The 19261-nt window shown below is 73.1% G+C and carries 11 protein-coding genes; 5 read left to right on the top strand and 6 right to left on the bottom strand.

Annotated features, from left to right (window positions below):
* Positions 1-51 precede the first annotated feature (51 nt).
* The 3 genes from trmB to ACZ7LU_RS22365 all read right to left on the bottom strand — a co-directional run bounded on the left by trmB (position 52) and on the right by ACZ7LU_RS22365 (position 4038).
* Positions 52-909 (bottom strand): tRNA (guanosine(46)-N7)-methyltransferase TrmB, encoded by an 858-nt coding sequence (gene trmB / locus ACZ7LU_RS22375; protein WP_468091429.1) that lies wholly within the window; start codon positions 907-909, stop codon positions 52-54.
* A gap of 325 nt (positions 910-1234) precedes the next feature.
* Complete coding sequence (gene lhgO / locus ACZ7LU_RS22370) at positions 1235-2449, bottom strand: L-2-hydroxyglutarate oxidase (protein ID WP_398301493.1); 1215 nt, start codon at positions 2447-2449, stop codon at positions 1235-1237.
* Between the two features lie 143 nt (positions 2450-2592).
* Positions 2593-4038, bottom strand: a complete 1446-nt coding sequence (locus ACZ7LU_RS22365; RefSeq protein WP_398301491.1) for an MFS transporter — start codon at positions 4036-4038, stop codon at positions 2593-2595.
* An 845-nt stretch (positions 4039-4883) separates the two neighbouring features.
* Between ACZ7LU_RS22365 and ACZ7LU_RS22360 the strand changes: the two genes are divergently transcribed.
* A complete protein-coding gene (locus tag ACZ7LU_RS22360) occupies positions 4884-6968 on the top strand; it encodes an asparagine synthase-related protein (protein ID WP_471917804.1) in 2085 nt (694 codons plus the stop codon).
* Positions 6969-7070: 102 nt separating this feature from the next.
* Entirely contained in the window at positions 7071-10445 is a 3375-nt protein-coding gene (locus ACZ7LU_RS22355; protein WP_471917803.1) for an AfsR/SARP family transcriptional regulator, read from the top strand.
* A gap of 37 nt (positions 10446-10482) precedes the next feature.
* On the opposite strand, the gene ACZ7LU_RS22350 is transcribed toward ACZ7LU_RS22355, so the two are convergent.
* On the bottom strand, positions 10483-12366 hold the full coding sequence (locus tag ACZ7LU_RS22350) for a sigma-70 family RNA polymerase sigma factor (RefSeq protein WP_471917802.1): 1884 nt from the start codon (positions 12364-12366) through the stop codon (positions 10483-10485).
* Positions 12367-12569: 203 nt separating this feature from the next.
* The gene (locus tag ACZ7LU_RS22345; protein WP_398301484.1) at positions 12570-13340 is read right to left on the bottom strand and encodes a TetR/AcrR family transcriptional regulator; all 771 of its coding nucleotides are present in this window, start codon (positions 13338-13340) and stop codon (positions 12570-12572) included.
* A 400-nt stretch (positions 13341-13740) separates the two neighbouring features.
* Here ACZ7LU_RS22345 and ACZ7LU_RS22340 point away from each other — a divergent pair, with 400 nt between their 5' ends.
* Positions 13741-15108 (top strand): NAD(P)/FAD-dependent oxidoreductase, encoded by a 1368-nt coding sequence (locus ACZ7LU_RS22340; RefSeq protein ID WP_398301482.1) that lies wholly within the window; start codon positions 13741-13743, stop codon positions 15106-15108.
* 165 nt (positions 15109-15273) lie between these two features.
* The gene (locus ACZ7LU_RS22335; RefSeq protein ID WP_471917801.1) at positions 15274-16971 is read left to right on the top strand and encodes an ATP-binding SpoIIE family protein phosphatase; all 1698 of its coding nucleotides are present in this window, start codon (positions 15274-15276) and stop codon (positions 16969-16971) included.
* A 6-nt stretch (positions 16972-16977) separates the two neighbouring features.
* On the opposite strand, the gene ACZ7LU_RS22330 is transcribed toward ACZ7LU_RS22335, so the two are convergent.
* Positions 16978-18264, bottom strand: coding sequence for an MFS transporter (locus tag ACZ7LU_RS22330; protein ID WP_471917800.1), 1287 nt, complete (start codon positions 18262-18264; stop codon positions 16978-16980).
* Positions 18265-18391: 127 nt separating this feature from the next.
* Between ACZ7LU_RS22330 and ACZ7LU_RS22325 the strand changes: the two genes are divergently transcribed.
* Entirely contained in the window at positions 18392-18940 is a 549-nt protein-coding gene (locus ACZ7LU_RS22325) for a MarR family winged helix-turn-helix transcriptional regulator (RefSeq protein WP_471217806.1), read from the top strand.
* Positions 18941-19261: the final 321 nt, after the last annotated feature.

Genomic DNA, 19261 nt, shown 5'->3' with positions numbered 1-19261 from the left:
CGACCCTAACGAGGGTGACGGGCGGCCGCGACGGTGCCTCAGTCTTGGGTCTCAGTCCTGGGGCGGGGCGACTTGGCTCTGCGGCGGGGCGACTCGGCGGAAGAGCAGGTCGTGGACGACGTGCCCCTTGTCCAGGCCCTGGCCCTCGAAGCGGGTGCGGGGGCGGAAGTCGGGGCGTGGCGCGTAGCCGCCGTCGGGCTGGGTGTTCTCGAAGTCGGGGTGCGCGGTGAGCACCTCCAGCATCTGCTCGGCGTACGGCTCCCAGTCCGTCGCGCAGTGCAGCAGCGCGCCGGGCTTGAGGGAAGGCGCGGCCAGCGTCAGGAACTCCGGCTGGATCAGGCGGCGCTTGTGGTGGCGGGCCTTGGGCCAGGGGTCCGGGAAGTAGACGCGGAGGCCGTCGAGCGAGGCGGGCGCCAGCATCTCGCGGAGCAGGATGATCGCGTCGCCGTTGGCCACGCGGACGTTGGTCAGGCCGTTGCGCTCGGCGAGGGCGAGGAGGTTGCCCTGTCCTGGCGTGTGCACGTCGACGGCGAGGATGCCGGTGTCCGGGTCGGCGGCGGCCATCTGGGCGGTGGCCTCGCCCATGCCGAAGCCGATCTCCAGGACGACGGGCTTGTCGGACGGTGTCCCGCCGTCCCCGAAGAGCTCGGCGAGGTCCAGCGTGCGCAGCCCGTCGATGTCCAGGCCCCACTTGGGCCAGAGCCGGCGCAGCGCGTCCTCCTGGCTGGTGGTCACCCGGCTGCGGCGGGGCTGGAAGCTGCGGATCCGCCGCTCGTGGTGCGAGCCCGCGGGATCGGGCGAGGGCCCGCCGGGAAACCGCGGCGCGGCCTGCGCCCGGCCACCGGCCCGGGAAACATCGGAGCTGCCGGGACCGCCGGAGGCATCAGGGATACGGGAAGAGTCAGACACAGTGCGGCAATTTTACGGGGCGGGCGGGGGTGGGGGTTCGCGCCCGGGGAGGGGCCCGGGGGCGGCGCGCTTAGCCGCGCGCGGCGATCTATGGGCTCGACTGCGCTGCGAGCTGCGTGCTCGGCCGCACAGCGCTCCGTGCTTAGCCACGCCGCGAGCCGCGTGCCCCAGTCGCGCCGCGAGCCCGTGCCTGAGCGCGCCGTGGGCCGTGTGCTCGGTCGCGCGGCGAGTTCCGTGCTCGGCTGCACAGCGCTCCGTTCTTGACCGCGCCGCGAGCCGCGTGCCCCAGTCGCGCCGCGAGCCCCGCCCCCAGCCCCGCCGGGCCTCACTCGCCCCTCAGCACCCCCAGTGCCCGGCGGGCGACCTCTCTGCCTACCGGGAGGGATGCCGTCGCGGCCGGTGAGGGGGCGTTCAGGACGTGGACCGTGCGGGGGCCCTCGCGGATCAGGAAGTCGTCGACCAGTGTGCCGTCCCGCAGGACGGCCTGGGCGCGGACGCCCGCGGGGGCCGGTACCAGGTCGGCGGGGCGGACCGCGGGGAGCAGCCTGCGCACCGCGTCGGTGAAGGCTGACTTGGAGGCGGAGCGGCGCAGCTCACCCGCGCCGTACCGCCAGTGGCGGCGGGCGAGGTGCCAGGAGCCGGGCCAGCCGAGGGTCCCGGCGAGCTCGCGGGGGCGGACGACCGACCAGTCGTACCCCTCGCGGGCGAGCGCGGGGACCGCGTTCGGCCCCACGTGGACGCCGCCGTCGATACCCCGGGTGAGGTGGACGCCGAGGAAGGGGAAGGCCGGGTCGGGCACGGGATAGACGAGGCCGCGCACCAGCTCGGGCCGGGCCAGCTCGAAGTACTCCCCGCGGAACGGAACAATCCGCATGGCCGGGTCGTCGCCGGTGAGCCGCGCGATCTCGTCGCAGTGCAGCCCTCCACAGTTGACCAGGACCTTGCCGCGGACGACGGAGCCGTCGGCGGTGCGGACCGCGACGCCGCGGTCGGGGCGGCGGTCGATGTGGACGGCCTCACCGGCCGCGCCGTACCTGATCTCGGCACCGGAGGCGTCGGCCAGGTGCCGCGCCACGGCGCTGTAGTCACAGATCCCCGTGGTGCCGACGTGGATGGCGGCCAGGCCGCGGACCTCCGGCTCGTACTCGACTATCTGGGCGGGGCCCAGCTCGCGCACCGGTATGCCGTTCTCCCTGCCGCGCTGGACCAGGGCGTGCAGGCGGGGCAGCTCCGCGCGCTCCGTGGCGACGATCAGCTTGCCGGTGACCTCGTGCGCGATGCCGTACTCCGCGCAGAACTTGACCATCTCGGCGGCGCCTCGGACCGCGTACCTCGCCTTGAGGGAGCCCGGGCGGTAGTAGATCCCGCTGTGGATCACTCCGCTGTTGCGGCCCGTCTGGTGGCGGGCGGGGCCCGGCTCCTTCTCGAGGACCGTGACCGTGGTGCCGGGAGCGCCGCGCGTGAGCGCATACGCCGTCGCGAGCCCGACGATGCCGCCGCCGATCACCAGCACGTCGCAGTCGTACGCGACCTTCTTCACCGCGCCTCACCTCCCACCACAGATACTGCCCTGCGCCACTGACAACGCCGCCAAACCTCGGCCGCCGGATCCTCCCCGACCGCTCCGCGCCGGTTAACCCGGCCTCAGCCGGTGGTTCACCGGGGAGTGAGGCAGGACGGGGCCTACGCCGGGGCCACCAGCAGGGGCCTGGCCCGCTCGCGGAGCTCGACCACCCGCGGCTCGTCCCCGTACGGCTCCAGGCGGTGCAGCAGGTCCTTCACGTACTCCGTGGTCCTCGCGGACGAGATCCGTCCGGCGACCTCCAGCGCCCGCGTCCCCTGCTCGCACGCCGCGTCGAGGTTCCCGGACTCCAGCTCGGCGACCGCCGACACCACGAGGCGTAAGCCGTGCGACCGGACGAATTCCTCCGTGGGGCGGGACAGCGCCTGTTCCGTGAAGCGCCGCACCTGGCGCGGCGCCTTCAGGTCGCGGTAGCACTCGGCGGCGTCGGCGGCGAAGCGGTCGTATCCGTAGAAGCCGAGCCAGGTGGGGTCGTGGTCGCCGTCCCTGGCCCGCTCCAGCCACCCCTCGGCGGCCCGCAGCGCCGCCCCCGCGGCCTGCGCGTCGTTGGCACGCGCGTGTGCCCGCGCCTCGACGAGGCGGAAGAAGCTCATGGTGCGGGCGGTGGCCAGGCCCCTGTTCCGCTCCAGGGCGGCCTGCGCGAGGTCGACCCCCTCGTCCCCGAAGCCGCGGTACGTCGCCTGGAGGGACATGGACGCGAGGACGTACCCCCCGAGGGGGACGTCGGCCGCCGCGCGCGCGAGCCGCAGCGCCTGGATGTAGTAGCGCTGGGCGGCTTCCTGCTGGCCGGTGTCGAAGGCCATCCACCCGGCGAGGCGGGTCAGCTCGGCCGACGCTCCGAAGAGGGCACGTCCGACCTCGTCGGAGTACGAGCCGAGCAGCAGGGGCGCCGCCTCGACGCGCAGGCACTCCGGGACCATCGAGGAACGCCAGTCGCCGCCCCCGTACTTGGAGTCCCAGCGGCGGGCGTCCTCGGCGGCCTCCCGCAGTTTCAGTACGTCGCTGTGGCCGACCTTCATCGGCGCGCCGCTGTCGTCGGCGTGCACGGCGTCGCGGGGCGTCTCGCTCGAGACGTCGCGTGCGACGGAGCTGTCGGCCGGGGTTATGAGCCAGCGCGACGCGGGCGTCGCGTACGCGCTGACGGCGAAGGAGCCGGCCAGGGACTGCCAGATCCCGCCGCCCGCGCGCCGGCCCGCCAGATCGAGGCGGTACAGCTCGGTCGCGGACTTCACCGCCGCGCCCACGTCACGGGGGAAGGCGAGGCCCACCTCCGGCGCGGGGTCGGCGTCCGCCAGGCCGATCTCGTGCAGCGGCACCGGGCGGCCGAGCTTCTGTCCGATGGCCGCCGCGATCAGGTGCGGGGCGGCGCCTTGCGGCACCATGCCCTTGGACACCCAGCGGGCCACCGATGTCTTGTCGTAACGGAGCGTCAACCCGCGTTGTGCGCCGAGGTCGTTGACCCGGCGGGCGAGTCCCGCATTGCTGATTCCCGCGAGGGCGAGAACGGTGCCGAGCTTTTCGTTCGGCCCGCGTTGCTCCCTGGACATGCGCCACCCCTCGGACACAGACGGCTGCCGGGCGGTGCTGGACCGCTCGGCATTCGTGCTGCGTTCCCCCGGGGGCAGCCCTGCCCGAGCCGTCACGCGCCGCGATTCCGGGCGTCCCGCCCCGGGCTCCGCGCGCGGTGGCCGGAATGGCGGCCGCAAGAGCGTTTGGCCGATCCTCCAGGTATATGCCCCCGCGAAAACATCAGCACACACAGCGTAGTTCGCCGCATCCCAAGCGTTAAGAGGCGCAGTTCCGGATGGCGAGATTGTTGTCCGTGCGGAAGTGCGCCGACGGTGACGCGTGCTCCCGCCGTGTGGCCGTGCGCCCGTGTGTGCGCTCTTCTCCGGCCATGGGGGGAGCGCTTCCATTGGCGATGCGTGGGTCGGCCCGCTGCGCTGGAGTCAGTGGGCTGGGGGACACCGCCGCCTCCATCCCCGCGGGCGGCGGATCGGTCCGGGAGGCGAGCACCGCCTCCCGGGCTGTGTGCTGCCTTCGAACGGTTCCGCCGTGGGCCCATCACAGGCCGATTTGGCCGAAAAGCGTCCCTGTACAGGAACGGGCATTTCGCCCACGAGTGTGGAGTGCGCCCACACTCGTGAGGACCGCGTACGCCCTGCGCACTGGTCGCTCGCAAGGTATCCCCACGGCGCGCCCAAGGTATTTCGAAGGCAACTCCAAGGCATCTCCGGCGCATCCCTAAGGAGAGCACCTTCGTTCTACGCTTCAACTACCGCCCCCCAAGGGCGCATTCACCGCCGCTCGAGCGGCCCCGCAGCCCTTCCCGCACGCCTCCTTCGTGGCAGCATGGGACCCCCAGATCTGTCCACAGCCTGTGGAGGCAGCGATGCGGTGGTTGGTGGGGTGGAGCAGTACCACCGCGAGACCCTCGGTGGTGGGCTCGGCCGGAGCCACCGGTGACGACGGCGAGACCGTGCACCCCGTCGGCTCCCAACTCCTGTGGGGCGACCCGGATCCGCTCTGGGCGGTCGGCGACTGGCGGGCCGACGAAGTACGGACAGTGACGGCCGACGAGCAGACCCGCATCGCGGTCCTCGGCGTCTGCGGCGCCTCCGACGAAGAGCTGCGGGTCGGCCTCCTCGCCGCCCGCGGCGGCGCCCTGCGCCATCTGACCGCCTGGTCCGGCAGTTACACGACGGTCGTCCAGGTCGGCCGCCGCGTCATGATCGCCGGCGACCTCGCGGGCGCCCGGCCCGTCTTCTTCACGGCCTGGGCGGGCGGCACGGCCTACGCCACGGCCGCGCTGCCGCTGGCCGACCTCATCGAGGCCCACCTGGACATCGGCCACCTCGCGGCGCTGCTGGCCGCCCCCGACGTCCCCGAAGCGCTGCACGACTCCACCCCGTACCAGGGCGTGCGGCGCGTACCACCGGGGCACGCCCTCATCCTGCGCGCGGGCGCACGGGAGATCGCCGGGTACGAACCGGTGGCCTCGCTGGCCGTCGCGGCACCCACGGCCGACGCCGACAGCGCCGTGGACGGCGTCCGCGACGCCCTCATCGAGGCGGTACGCGCCCGCCTCACCGCACCCCGCCACGTGCCGGGCATGGACGTCGACCCGGGACCGGTGCCCGGCATGGGGCCCGCGGAACGCCGCGCGGCGCGGGGCATGCCGGTGCCCGGCATCGGAGCCGACCTCTCCGGAGGGCCCGCTTCGGGAACCCTCGCTCTCCTTGCGGCCGGTCTGCCCGGGATGCCCGGCACGGTCCTCGGGCACGGCACGGGCGCGGGCGAGCGCCTCCTCGCCGTCACCTTCAACGACCTGGCCGTCGACGGCCGCGAGGCCGAACTGGAGCGGGCCGGCGCCATCGCCGCCAACCCCCGCCTGCACCACGTGGTCGTCGCCGCGGGCGAGGAAGCCCTGCCCTACGCCGACCTCGACGGACCGCTGACGGACGAGCCGAGCTCCACCCTGGTGACCGCCCAGCGCCACCGCGCGCGGCTCTCATCGGGCAGCGCCGACCACTTCACGGGCCACGGCGCCCGGCAGGTCCTCGACGCCCACCCCGCCCGCCTCGCCGACCTCCTCATGGACCGCAGACGGCGCCACATGGTGCGTCCCGTCGCGGCGCTGGCGAAGGCCGACGGCTCGGTGCTCGTCCCCGCGCGCGTGTACGGCGCCGCCCGCAAGCTCGCCCGCATGCCGCACCGGGCGGGCGTCGAATCCCTCGCCGACCGGCTGCTGCACCGCCGCTTCGACGAGCCGGGCGGAGCGGTGGGAGCGTCGCTCGCCGCCCTCGCGTGGGCCAGGCCGGGCCCCGCCGCACGCTGGCTCACCGGAGAGGCCCTCGCTGAAGTATCGGTTCGTCTGCAGGACACCACGATGCGTCCCGGCGGCCCGGGCCAACGCCCCGGCGAGTTCCGCGCGCGGGCGGCACTCGCCCGGCACGCCGCGGACCTGCGCGTCCTCGAACAGGCGGCCGAGGTGCGCTTCCAGCGCCTGCACGCGCCCTTCCTCGACAACCAGGTCGTCCGCGCCTGCCGCGCGCTCCCCGAGGCCCTCCGCGTCCAGCCCGGCGCGCGGGCGGCCATCCTGCGCACCGTCCTCGAAGGCGCCGGGGTCGCGGACCTGCCGGCCGGCTGGGGCGCCCCCTCCCACACCTCGAACGCGGTCGCCGCCCGCACCGGACTCCGCGTGGCGGTGGACGACCTCGTCGCCCTCTTCGACACGCCGCTCCTCGCCCAGGCGGGCCTGGTCGAGGCCCGCGTGGTCCGCAAGGCCCTGCGCGCGGCCGCCGAAGGAGAGCCGCTCCCGCTGGACGGCCTGGCCGACCTGGTCTCCACCGAGCTGTGGCTGCGCCGACTGCTGTCGCGAAGAGGAACGTGCTGGACGGGGACTCCAGCACGGCAACGAGCGGTTCCTACGGGGAGTGTGGTTCCGGAGAGGGGCGCACTAGGAGCGGGTCGGTAGAGCGGTACGCCGGGGGCACTCGCCCCTGGTCCGGCGCGCCGGCGACATACGCCGGAAAAGAAAGCACGCGCCCCCGAGCACCCGTACGGGGAGAATGACGTGGTGCGGTACCGAATCCTGGGCGCCACCGAGGCGTACGACGACCAAGGCGCCCCCCTGCCCGTGGGGGGCCAGCGGCTGCGCGCCCTCCTCGCCGTCCTCGCGCTCCACGCGAACCGCACGGCCACCGTCGGCACCCTCATCGACGAGGTCTGGGCCGACGACCCGCCGGCCGACGCCCCCGCCGCCCTCCAGGCCCTCGTCGGCCGCCTGCGCCGCGCACTCGGCAAGGACGCCGTCGCATCGGCCCCCGGCGGCTACCGCCTCGCCGCCGCCCCCACCGACGTCGACCTGCACCGCTTCGAGGAGCTCACGCACGAGGGCAGGGCGGCCCTGGACCGCGGCGACCCGGCCCTCGCCGCCCGCACCCTGCGCGACGCCCTCGCCCTGTGGCGCGGCCCCGCCCTCGCCGACCTGCCCGACCGCACCGCCGCGGCCCGCCCCGAGGCCCTGCGCGCCGAGGCCGTCCGCGCGCGGATCGAGGCGGACCTGCTCCTCGGCCGCGCCCCCGACGTCGTACCGGAGCTGCGGGAACTGACCACCGCCCAGCCGTACGACGAGACACTGCGCGCCCTGCTGATCCGCGCCCTGCGCGACGCCGGACGCGGGGCGGACGCGCTCGCCGCCTACGAGGACGCGCGCCGGTCCCTCGCCGACGGCCTCGGCACCGACCCGGGCCCGGAACTGCGGGCGCTGCACGCGGAATTGCTGTCGGGGCCACAGGGGCAGGAGCGCCCGGTGGGGCGGCCGCGCCAGCCGCACCAGCATCACCAACCGCAGCAGCCGCAGCAGCCGCAGCAGCCGGAGCGAACAGCGCAGGACGGACCAGCGCCGGAGGGCCCCGCGCCGGAGGGCCCCACGCCGGAGGGGCAGAAACCGGCGGACCCCGAGCCGTCGCAGGCACACCGGCGCCCGGGCAGGACCGAGCAGAACGGGAACATCCGCACCCGCTTGACGTCTTTCGTCGGCCGGGAACCCGAACTCGCCGCCATCCGTTCGGACTTGCACAAGGCCCGCCTCGTCACCCTCACCGGACCGGGCGGCTCCGGCAAGACCCGCCTTGCCGAGGAAGCCGCCGCCGGGCATCCGCAGGCATGGCTGGCCGAGCTCGCCCCGCTCGACCACCCGGAGGCGGTGCCCGGCGCTGTCGTCAGCGCGCTCGGTCTGCGCGAGACCGTGCTCATGACCAGCGAGCTGTCCGCCCCGCAGGACGACCCGATCGCCCTGCTCGTCGAGTACTGCGCGCCGCGCAGCCTGCTCCTGCTCCTTGACAACTGCGAACACGTCATCGGTACCGCCGCCGAGCTCGCCGAGGCCCTCCTCACCCACTGCCCCGGCCTCACCATCCTCGCCACCAGCCGCGAACCCCTCGGCGTGCCGGGCGAGTCGGTGCGCCCCGTGGAGCCGCTCCCGCCCGACCCGGCCCACCGGCTCTTCACCGAGCGGGCCATGGCGGTGCGGCCGGGCTTCGACCCCGAGGAGGACGCGGCGGCCGTCGCCGAGATCTGCCGCAGGCTCGACGGTCTGCCGCTCGCCATCGAGCTGGCCGCCGCCCGCCTGCGGCTGCTCACCCCGCGCCAGATCGCCGACCGTCTCGACGACCGCTTCCGCCTGCTCACCAGCGGCGCCCGCACGGTCCTGCCCCGCCAGCAGACGCTGCGGGCCGTCGTCGACTGGTCCTGGGACCTCCTCGACGACGCCGAGCGGACCGTGCTGCGCGAGGCGTCCGTCTTCGCGGGCAGCTGGGACCTGCCCGCGGCGGAGGCCGTGTGCACGGCGCCCGCCACCGACCTGATCGGCGCCCTGGTCGACAAGTCCCTGATCGTGGCCGTCCCGGACGCCGGCTCCGCGGACGGCGGCATGCGCTACCGCCTCCTGGAGACCATCCACGAGTACGCGACGGAGCGCGCCGCCGAGACCCCCGAGCTCCTCGCCGCGGCCGAGGCCCGCCACTCGGCGTACTTCGCGGAACTGGTCGCCCGCGCCGAGCCCCTGCTCCGCTCCGCGGAGCAGCTGCCGTGGATCACCCGCATGGAGACCGAGCTGGACAACATCCGGGCGGCCCTCCAGCGCACCGTCGAGTCCGGTGACGTGGCGTCGGCGATCGCGATGGTGCTGCACACGGGCTGGTTCTGGTGGCTGCGGAACTACCGCAGGGAGGGCGCCGACTGGATGGCCCGCGTCGTGGAACTCGCTCCGCCCGGCCTCCCGGCGGAGGACGATCCGCTCTACTGGCCGTGGATGAACCTCCACCTGCTGCACCTGTGCCTGATCGCGGAGTCCAGCCCCGTGGACTCCCTGTCCCACCAGGACGAGCGGACCGACCCGGAGCGCGTCGCCGCGCTGCGTGCCGCCTTCGAGAGGCCGGTGCCGGAGGCCGCCCGCTTCCCCGGACTGCTCTGGCCGTTCACCGTCTTCTTCACCGGCGGCACCCATGAGGACGCGCTCGTCCCGCTGAACCGGACGATCGAGAACTGCCGCAGGTACGGTGGGGACTGGGACCTCGGCGTCATCCTCATGTTCCGCACCCACATGGCCGTCGACATGCCGGGCAACCTCTCGGGCGTCGACGAGGACCTGGCGGAGCTGCGGGAGCTGAGCCGCCGCGTGGGCGACCGCTGGATGCGGGCCCAGGTGTGCGGCGCCGCGGGCGAGGCCGCCATGGCCCGCAGCCACCACGAGGAGGCCCGCGGGGAGTACGAGGAAGCGCTGCGCCTCGCCTACGAGGTGGGTGCCTATGCCGAGGCGCCGTTCCTGCTCGCCCGGCTCGCCGAGATCTCCTACCGCGAGGGCGACCGGAACGTCGCGTTGAAGGTGCTCGACGAGGCGAGCCGCGAAGCCGACCGGTACGGAGTGACGGACTCCCGCGCCTTCGTACGACTGCTGCGCTCGGTCATGGTCCTGGAGGACGGGGACGTCGTCGGGGCCCGCAGGCTGTTCCAGGAGGCCCGCGCCGAATCCTCGTACGGCAACTCGCCGCCCCCGCAGTTCGAGGCGGGCCTCGACGGAGTGGAGGCCCGCATCGTCGCGGCCGAGTCGGGGCCGGCCGCGGGCCTGCCGCTCGCCGTCGAAGCGGTGCGTACGGCGTGGACGGCCCGGTGCTCCGAAGTGATCGTGGCGTCCCTGGTGGACAGCACCGCCGTGCTCCTGTGCGACCTCGGCGACCATCCGCGCGCGGCCCGGCTGCTCGCCGTCGCCACATCCCTGCGCAACGGCAACCCGCGCCCCATGCCGGAAGCCATGGAGGCCGACCGCGTGGAGCGCGAGGCGCTGGCCGCGCTCGGCCCGGACGGGTACGAGCGGGAGCGCGCCGCGGGCAGCGCGCTGACGGTCGACGGGGCGATCACCGAGGCGGCCGAGGCGCTGCCTCCCGCATGACGGGCCCTAGGGCCCGCGGCCGAACGGTCCTGGATTCCTACGAGCAGAACATCCGCGACTGCGCCCAGTCCGCGAGGGCCGTCGTGTCGAACGGCGTGTGCGGTTCGACGACGAGCCGGACCGTCTTGCGGCCCGTCAGATTCACGTGCACGGGCACTGCCGGGTCGCCGCCCCTGACCAGCGGGGACTGCCACAACCGCGCCCCGTCCCCGTACACGGAGAAGCGCACCTTGCCGAGCCCCATCGTCATGTCGTCGACCCCGACGACCGCGTCGTACGTCGAACAGCTGCGGTTCAGGTCGATGGTGACGGAGGACCTGCCGTGCACGGTCACACCGTGGGAGTACCGCTTGTTGCCGATCGAGAGACCCCAGCGCTGCCACACCCAGCTGCTCTCGGCGAGCCGCATCTCGGGCTTGGTGCCGTCGCCGGTGAGGCCGTACTCCAGCTCGTTCCACTGGTAGACCTTCGGGGCCGGTGGCGGCGGCGGAGGCGGCTTCGGGGTCGGCTTCGGCGGGGTGGGGGTGGGCGTGGGCTCCGGGGCCGGCGGGGGCGGCTTCGGCTTGGGCTTCTCCTTCTCGGGAGGCTTCGGTGTGGGCGTGGGGGTCGGGGTGGGCGCGGGGCTGGGTTTCGCCGCCGGCACGGGCGGCGGGGGCGGCTTGGGCTTCGGCTCCGGCGACGGCGGCTTCTGCGGCACGATCGACTCGGACACCGCGGGTTCCTTGGCCTTCGGCGGCGGGTCCTCCTTGGGCTTGCCGCTGCCTCCGGTGAGCGCGATCGCCGCCGCGACACCGGCCGCCACGACGACGCTCGCCGCGATACCCGCCTTCGCCGGGGCGCCGAGGCCTTCGGACGCGGCGGCTCCGCCCGCGGCCGAACCACCGGCCGATCCGCTCGCCGCGGCCGCACCGGCGGCCCCCGCGGCACCCGCTCCCGCGGTGCCGCCGCCGACGAGCGCCGCCACCTTCGCGTACCCGGCGGCGCCGAACCAGCCGATGACGGCGATGGGCACGACCGCCGGGATGCCGCTGGCGACGTCCTTGATCTGGCCCGCGGCGAGCCGGCACTTGGCGCACTCCTCGAGATGCTTGCGCAGCCCTCGCTCGGCGCGGGTGCGCAGGCCGCCGCGGGCGTAGGCACCGAGCCGGTCGGCGTAGCGCGCGCACTCCTCGCTCTCGGTCAGCGTGGCGCTGACGTGCGCCTGCAGATAGGCCTGCTTCAGGCCCTCGCGGGCGCGGCTCGCGAGCACGCGCGTGCCGTTCGCGTCGAGGCCGAAGAGGGTGGCGACCTCGCTCGGGGACTCCTCCTCGACCTCCGTGTGCCACAGGACGGCCTGCCAGCGCTCCGGCAGGCTCCGGAAGGCCTGCATGGCCATCGACTGCTCGGCCTCGTGCATCGCGCGGACGTCGGCGCCCAGATCCAGAGTGTCGTCGTCGGAGACCTCGGCGCCGCGCGCCGCCTGCGCGGCGAACACCGCGAAGTCGTCGACCAGCTGCTCCCGCTTCGCCGACTTCGTCCACCCGGCGGCGACCCGCCGCACGGTGGTGAGCAGATAGGCGCGCACGGCGTGCTCGGGCCCGCTGCCGCCGCGCACCGCCTGCAGCATGCGGGCGAACACCTCGGCGGTGAGGTCGTCGGCGGTGTGGGCGTCCCGGCAGCAGGTGCGCGCATAGCGGCGCACGGCTTCGGCGTGGCGGCGGTACAGCTCCTCGTACGCGGAGTCGTCGCCGGAGCGCATCCGGGCGATCAGGTCGGCGTCGGACAGCGGGGCGTCGCCGTCACCGTCGCCGGGCAGCGAGGCACCCGTGCCGCCCTCGCGCTGCGGGGGCACACTGGGACCGGCCTCTCCGACCACATCGGCCGGACCTGCCGGACCGGTGCCCGACCCGGCGGACGACTCGTCCGGACCGTCAACACTCATCGCGGAACGCCCCCGGTTGCACACTCAGACCCGACCACCGGGAAAGAGTGACACACGGGCGTGCCGAGGCCGACGGTACGGACGTTCAACCACCCGTCCGGGGCGATTTACCGCAATGGAGCACTAACTTTCACTCATTCGGGGAAGGCTCAACGATCGCTGCCTGACGCGCTGTTGAGCCTTCCGCCGGATGATCCGGCCGGTTACGCGGGCCGGGACCGCAGCCCTTCGAGCAGGATGTCGAGGAGCCGCGAAGAGGCCGCCGCCTGCTGTGCCGCGTCGGGCAGCGAGGGCGCCGCCGTCGCTATCACCAGCAGGACGTCGGACACCGTCACGTCCGGACGCAGCTCACCCGCGGCACGGGCCCGGTCCACGAGGCGGCCGACGACGTCGAGCAGAGTCGCCGCCCCCGCGTCGTCGCCCAGGGAGGCCGTCTCCTCCACGGGCGCCTGGCGCTGTTCGATCAGACGCAGGTCGGGCGAGTCCGGGGCCGGCTGCCGCTGCTGCGGCACGCGCGCCTCGTCCTCCTTGGCGGCGCCGTCCTCGACGCTCACCCGCAGCACCTGCGGCGGCAGCAGCCGCCCCGCACCCGACGCCACGGACGTCCGCAGGAAGCGCGAGAGCGCCGACCACGGCTCGTCCTCCTGCCCGAGCGCCGCACGCGCCTGGTCCGTCAGCCGAGAGGTCTCCTCCTCGGCTATCCGCCTGACCAGCACGTCCTTGCTCGGGAAGCGTCGGTAGACAGTGCCGACACCGACCCGCGCGCGGCGCGCCACGTCCTCCATCGGCGCGCCGTACCCCAGCTCGCCGAAGACTTCGCGTGCCGCCCTGAGCACATGTTCGAGATTGCGCTGTGCGTCGACACGCAGCGGTGTCGTGCGCGCTCCTTCCCCCATGTCACGTCCGTTCCCGCTCGGGCCGACGGCTGATGCCGGCACGGCGGCGGAAGTCCAGTGAGTCTCCTGAATGTGCATACACGTTCCCCCGGTAATGACGTCTCCCCCCGGAGACACTCCCCGCCATTGACTACCGACGTGTGAGGAGCGAGCCCTTCCGGCGAGCCGTGCATCCGGCCCGACGAGCGCATCCCCCGACACCCCGACGTCCCACGAACATAGTTGAGCGGGAGTCAATTCAGAAGAGGCGGGTTCCGCACAGCGCGCCCCCCGATCGGAGTACGCGCCCTTTCAGGCCTTATCGCACCCCAGTCCAACCCCCTCCTCGCCCATGCTGACCTGGGCACCTCCGCCGCCCCGCGGCACGCCGCCGGGCCTTTCCCGCACACCCCGCCCGGTCACACAAATTGCCGGGCCTGTGGACAAACTCCGGAGCCGGGTGCGTCATGGGATGGTGAAGGCTGCGATCTCCCGGGGGATGACCCCCGTACCTCCGGACTGTGTGCGCATTCTCGTCGTCGGCGGCGGCTACGTCGGCATGTACACCGCACTGAGACTCCAACGAAAGCTGAAACGGGAGCTCAAGCGGGACGAAGTCGAGATCGTCGTGATCACGCCCGACCCGTACATGACGTACCAGCCGTTCCTGCCCGAGGCGGCGGCCGGCTCCATCTCGCCGCGCCACGTCGTCGTGCCGCTCCGCCGCGTCCTCGACAAGTGCCGCATCGTCATCGGCGAGGTCGAGACCGTCGACCACGCCAAGCGCACCGCGACGTTCACCACCCTCGCCACCGAGGAGGAGGGCGCCGGGCCCGTCCAGATCGCGTACGACCACCTGGTCATGGCCCCCGGCTCCATCGCGCGCACGCTGCCCGTGCCCGGCCTCGCCGAGTACGCCATCGGTTTCAAGACCGTCGAAGAGGCCATCGGCCTGCGCAACCACGTCATCGAGCAGATGGACATCGCCTCCTCCACCCGCGACCCCGCGATCCGCGACGCCGCCCTGACCTTCGTCTTCGTGGGCGGCGGCTACGCGGGCGTCGAGGCGCTCGGCGAACTGGAGGACATGGCGCGCTACGCCTCGCGGTACTACCACAACATCAAGCCCGAGGACATGAAGTGGATCCTCGTCGAGGCGACGGGCCGCATCCTGCCCGAAGTCGGCGAGGAAATGGGCAAGTACACGGTGCGCGAACTGCGAAGGCGCAATATCGACGTACGCCTCGACACGCGTCTTGACTCCTGCGAGGACCGCGTGGCCGTCCTCAGCGACGGCGCCCGCCACCCCACCCGCACCGTCGTCTGGACCGCGGGCGTCAAACCCCACCCCGTACTCGCCGCGTCGGACCTGCCGCTGAACGAACGCGGCCGCCTCACCTGCACCCCACAGCTGACGGTCGAAGGCACCACGCACGCGTGGGGCGCGGGAGACGCCGCCGCGGTCCCCGACGTCACGGCGGACAAGCCCGGCACGGAGTGCGCGCCCAACGCCCAGCACGCCGTGCGCCAGGCCAAGGTCCTCGGCGACAACATCATCGCGTCCCTGCGCGACCGCCCCCTCCAGGAGTACACGCACAAATACGTGGGCTCCGTCGCCTCCCTGGGACTGCACAAAGGTGTCGCGCACGTCTACGGACGCAAGCTGAAGGGCTACCCTGCCTGGTTCATGCACCGCGTCTACCACCTGAGCAGAGTGCCGACCATCAACCGCAAGTCCCGAGTGCTCGCCGAATGGACCCTGTCCGGCCTGTTCAAACGCGAGATCGTCTCCCTGGGGTCGCTCGAACACCCCCGTGCGGAGTTCGAACTCGCAGCCGGTGGCGAACGCCCGAAGGAGTCCTCCTGACCGGAGTCAGGAACTCCCCGCACGGGACCGGCGTCTGACGGTTGTCAGTCCGTTCGGTCAGACTGTCCGTGTGACCATGGGCAGGCCGTCAGGCCGACACCAGGGACGTCCGATCGCGACATGCTGTGTTCCCGATCCAGAAGCGACACCACGAGGCCTACCGCAGTGAACTTCACGCGCTGGAGCGCCCGGCTCCCCGGAACGCAGCGCCGCGCAGCAGCGCGGACCGAACAAGCGATCGCCCCGGCACCGCGCGGGGACGGCTCCGTCCCCGCGGCCCGCGCCGAGCGGCCCACCGACGGAGCGGAGCCGCCGCCCCCGGACGGCACCGCGGCAGGCCCGGGACCCGACGGCATCGACGAGCTGCCGATCCGCGAGGTGCTCGACCGCATCCCCGCCCTCGTCGCCCTGGTGCACGGCACCGACCACCGCATCGCGTACGTCAACGACGCGTACGTGGCCGCCTTCGGCCCCCGCCCCGTCGGCGAGACCGCGCGCGTGGCACTGCCCGAGCTGGAGGAGCTGGGGCTGCTGCCCCTCCTGGACCAGGTCCTGCGCAGCTCGAAGCCGCGCACCGTCAAGTCCCGCAAGGCCTCATCCGGCCGTTCGTACACCTTCACGTGCACCCCCGTGACGCTGCCGCTCGGCGGCTCCGCCGCGGGCCCCGAAGAGGGCGGCGGCGTCCTCGTGTTCGCCGCCGACGTCACCGACCACGCCGAGGCGGCCGAGCGGCTGCGCACCAGCGAGCGGGCCCAGCGCGAGACGGCCGTCACCCTCCAGAAGTCCCTCCTGCCCCAGGAGCTGGAGCAGCCCGACGACCTCCGCATCGCCGCCACGTACCAACCGGGCGGCACCGAGGCCGCCGTCGGCGGCGACTGGTACGACGTGATCACCCTCGGCGGCGGCCGCACCGCCCTCGTCATCGGCGACGTGATGGGCCGCGGCGTCCGCGCGGCGGCCGTCATGGGCCAGCTCCGCACCGCCGTCCGCGCGTACGCCCGCCTGGACCTGCCCCCGCACGAGGTCCTGCAGCTCCTCGACGGCCTCGCCGCCGAGATCGACGCCAGCCAGATCGCGACGTGTGTCTACGCAGTGCACGACCCGAACGAAGGAAGCCTCGTCTACGCATCCGCGGGCCACCTCCCCATCCTCGTCCGCGACGAGAACGGCACCATCCACCGCGCGGAGGAGCCCACAGGACCCCCGCTCGGCACCGGCGGCTGGCTGCACACCTCGGGATCCGTGCCGCTCGGCCCCGGCTCGACCGCCGTCCTCTACACGGACGGCCTGGTCGAGCGCCGCAGCGAGGACATCGACGAAGGCGTGGCCTCCCTGGAGCGCGCCCTGGCCGGCGCCACCGGCACGCCCCAAGTGGTCTGCGACCGCCTGATCCGCGCCCTGGGAGTCACCGCCGACCACGACGACGACGTCGCCGTCCTGGTCCTCCAGCACCCCGCCCGCGCCGGCTCCGACGCCGAGCTCTTCAGGAACGCCGCCCTGGAGCTCCTCGGCGGCGTGGAAGCGGCTCCACGCGCGCGTGCCTTCGCCACCGGGGTCCTCGCCAGCTGGCGCTTCTCCCCGGAACTGCACGACCTGGGCGTCCTCGCCGCCAGCGAACTGGTCGCGAACTCCCTCCAGCACGGCACCCCACCGATGCGGCTTCGCCTGCGCCGCACCGACCGCCGGCTGATCATCGAGGTCACCGACGGCGACGACCACCTGCCGCGCCGCCGCCGCGCCGAGCCTGCCGACGAGGCGGGACGCGGCATCGCCATCGTCGCCACGATCGCGTCGAACTGGGGCTCACGCCGCACACCGGGCGGCGGCAAGGCCGTCTGGTGCGAGTTCGCACTCCCCAAGTAGCGCGCGTTACGCGTCGGCCGTGGCGGGCGCCGCCGTAGTAGGGCCGCCCTGCGCCACCACCGGGCTCTTCGCCAGCGAAGGCTGGTTCTGCACGGGGGTGAGCCCACGCCCGAGACGCACCGCGAGCACCGTGATGCCCAGCGAGAACAGCACGAACGTCACGATGTACGGGACGTGCAGCGCGGCACCCATCGGCCCGCCCACGGCCGGACCGACCGCGAGAGCGAGCTGCTTCACCAGGGCGAACGCCGAGTTGTACTGACCGACCATGCCGCCCGGCGCGAGATCCGCGACCAGCGGCGCGACGGTCGGCGACAGCATCGCCTCACCGAGCCCGAAGAGGGCGTACGTCGACACGAACGCGGCGGTCGCCATCGCCTGGCTGCCGTGCCCGAGCCCGGCGTACCCGGCGAGGAGCCACGCGAAGGCCCAGATCAGACCGACGGCCGCGATCACCCGTGACCGCTTGCGCCGCTCGACGAACTTCAGGACGGCGAACTGCGCGAGCACGATCATCGCCGTGTTGGCGGCCAGCGCGATGCCGAGCGTCGACGGCGAGATCCCCGCCGCCTCCACGCCGTACGCGGAGAGCCCCGACTCGAACTGCCCGTAGCAGGCGAAGAAGATCACGAAGCCGAGCACGCACAGCTGCACCATCGCCTTGTGCTTCAGGAGCGCGCGCATGCCGCCCCGCGGGGCCGACGCGTCCTTGGGCATCGCGTCCTGGATGGACGGCGCGTGCGGCAGCCGCACGGTCAGCGCGATGGCCGCGAGCACCAGGAACATCACGGACTCGATGGAGAACAGCAGCGTGAAGCTGCTCGGCCGGTCCTCGTCGACGATCTGGCCGCCGATGAGACCACCGATGCCGAGGCCCAGGTTCTGCAGGAAGAACTGCATCGCGAAGGACCGCGTACGGGTGGCCGGCGTCGAGGACCACACGATCATCGTCGCCAGCGCGGGCTGCATCACGGCCGTACCCGCGCCGAGCAGGGCCGCGGAGAGGATCGCCGTCGTCTCGCTGTCCGCGACGCCGAGCGCGACCGCGCCCACGGAGGCGACGACCGCCGCGCCCACGAGGACGGGGAGGGGGCCGCGACGGTCGATGACGCGGCCGGTGATGGGCAGGACGATCAGCGCGGCCATGGCGAAGGCGGCGAGCACGATGCCCGCCGCACTGGATCCCAGATCCCGCACCTGCGCCACATAGACGTAGAGGAACGGGACCGTGAAACCGATGCCGAACGCGCTCAGCGCGCTGCCTGCCTGGATACGACGCATCGCTGCGCCCATCGCCCTGGTCACTTTCACCTGCCTTGAGTGAGTCGTTAGAAGTGAAGACTTCGAAGCTAAAGTTCGATACTAAACTGTACACACCGAAGGACTTCAACGCCAACCGACGCCGTGCCATACTCGGCCCATGGGTGACACCCCCGGCCCGACTGAGCCGACACTTGAAGAGCAGATCGCCGCGTATCAGCGCGAGTTCCAGGACCTCGACCCCCAGGTCGAGCAGATCGTCTCGGCCCTCGGCCGCCTGAACCGCCGGATGAACGTGGCCTACGGCCGCCAGACGGCGACCCTCGGGATCAGCAACGCCGAGTGGGAGGTCCTCAAGGCCCTCGTCCTCTCCGGGGCTCCGTACCAAATGGGTCCGGGCGAGCTGGCCAAGCGACTCGGCCTCACCCCCGCGGCCATGACCCACCGGATCGACCGCATGGTGGCGGAGGGCCTGGTCACCCGGGACCGCGACGAGACCAACCGGGTCCGCGTCATCGTCGAGCTGACCGCGGAGGGCCGCGAGAAGTGGCTGGAGGCGATGCGCCTGGCCACGGTCTTCGAGGAGGACCTCCTCCAGGACCTGTCCCAGGACGAGCGCGGCGCGCTGGGCGAGGTGCTCACCCGTCTTCTACGTCGCGTGGAGCACGCCCAGCCGGACGCCGGCGGACGCCTCACCGACCTGGACTGAACCGCCCTCCGGCGGGGCACAGGGTGGGGTTGACAGTCACCTGCTGGATCCGTAAAGTTCTTCGGGTTGCCACGGAGCCGTAACGGTTCTGCGACAGCACATCCCGCCGCTGATCGAGCGGCAAACCAAACTCAGCACGACCTCCCAACGGATGCAATTCGGCGTGCCCGAATTCAATTCCAAGGCTCGATTATGAGTTGCCGGGAAAACCCGCTAGAGTTTGGGACGTCGGAACGGCCCAACAGCCGGGAAGACACCTCCCGCTGACTGGGAGTCAGGCCCGAAAGGATCTGATAGAGTCGGAACCGCCGGAAAGGGAAA

Source organism: Streptomyces sp. NPDC039462 (genome assembly GCF_055639375.1).
This window is presented reverse-complemented; position numbering and strand designations above follow the sequence as displayed.

Bases quoted from the DNA above. Each gene is read 5' to 3' on its own strand.
- ACZ7LU_RS22365 (WP_398301491.1), bottom strand. From the start codon at position 4,038: ATGTCCAGGGAGCAACGCGGGCCGAACGAAAAGCTCGGCACCGTTCTC.
- ACZ7LU_RS22360 (WP_471917804.1), top strand. From the start codon at position 4,884: ATGCGGTGGTTGGTGGGGTGGAGCAGTACCACCGCGAGACCCTCGGTG.
- ACZ7LU_RS22350 (WP_471917802.1), bottom strand. From the start codon at position 12,366: ATGAGTGTTGACGGTCCGGACGAGTCGTCCGCCGGGTCGGGCACCGGT.
- ACZ7LU_RS22345 (WP_398301484.1), bottom strand. From the start codon at position 13,340: ATGCACATTCAGGAGACTCACTGGACTTCCGCCGCCGTGCCGGCATCA.
- ACZ7LU_RS22340 (WP_398301482.1), top strand. From the start codon at position 13,741: ATGACCCCCGTACCTCCGGACTGTGTGCGCATTCTCGTCGTCGGCGGC.
- ACZ7LU_RS22330 (WP_471917800.1), bottom strand. From the start codon at position 18,264: ATGGGCGCAGCGATGCGTCGTATCCAGGCAGGCAGCGCGCTGAGCGCG.
- ACZ7LU_RS22325 (WP_471217806.1), top strand. From the start codon at position 18,392: ATGGGTGACACCCCCGGCCCGACTGAGCCGACACTTGAAGAGCAGATC.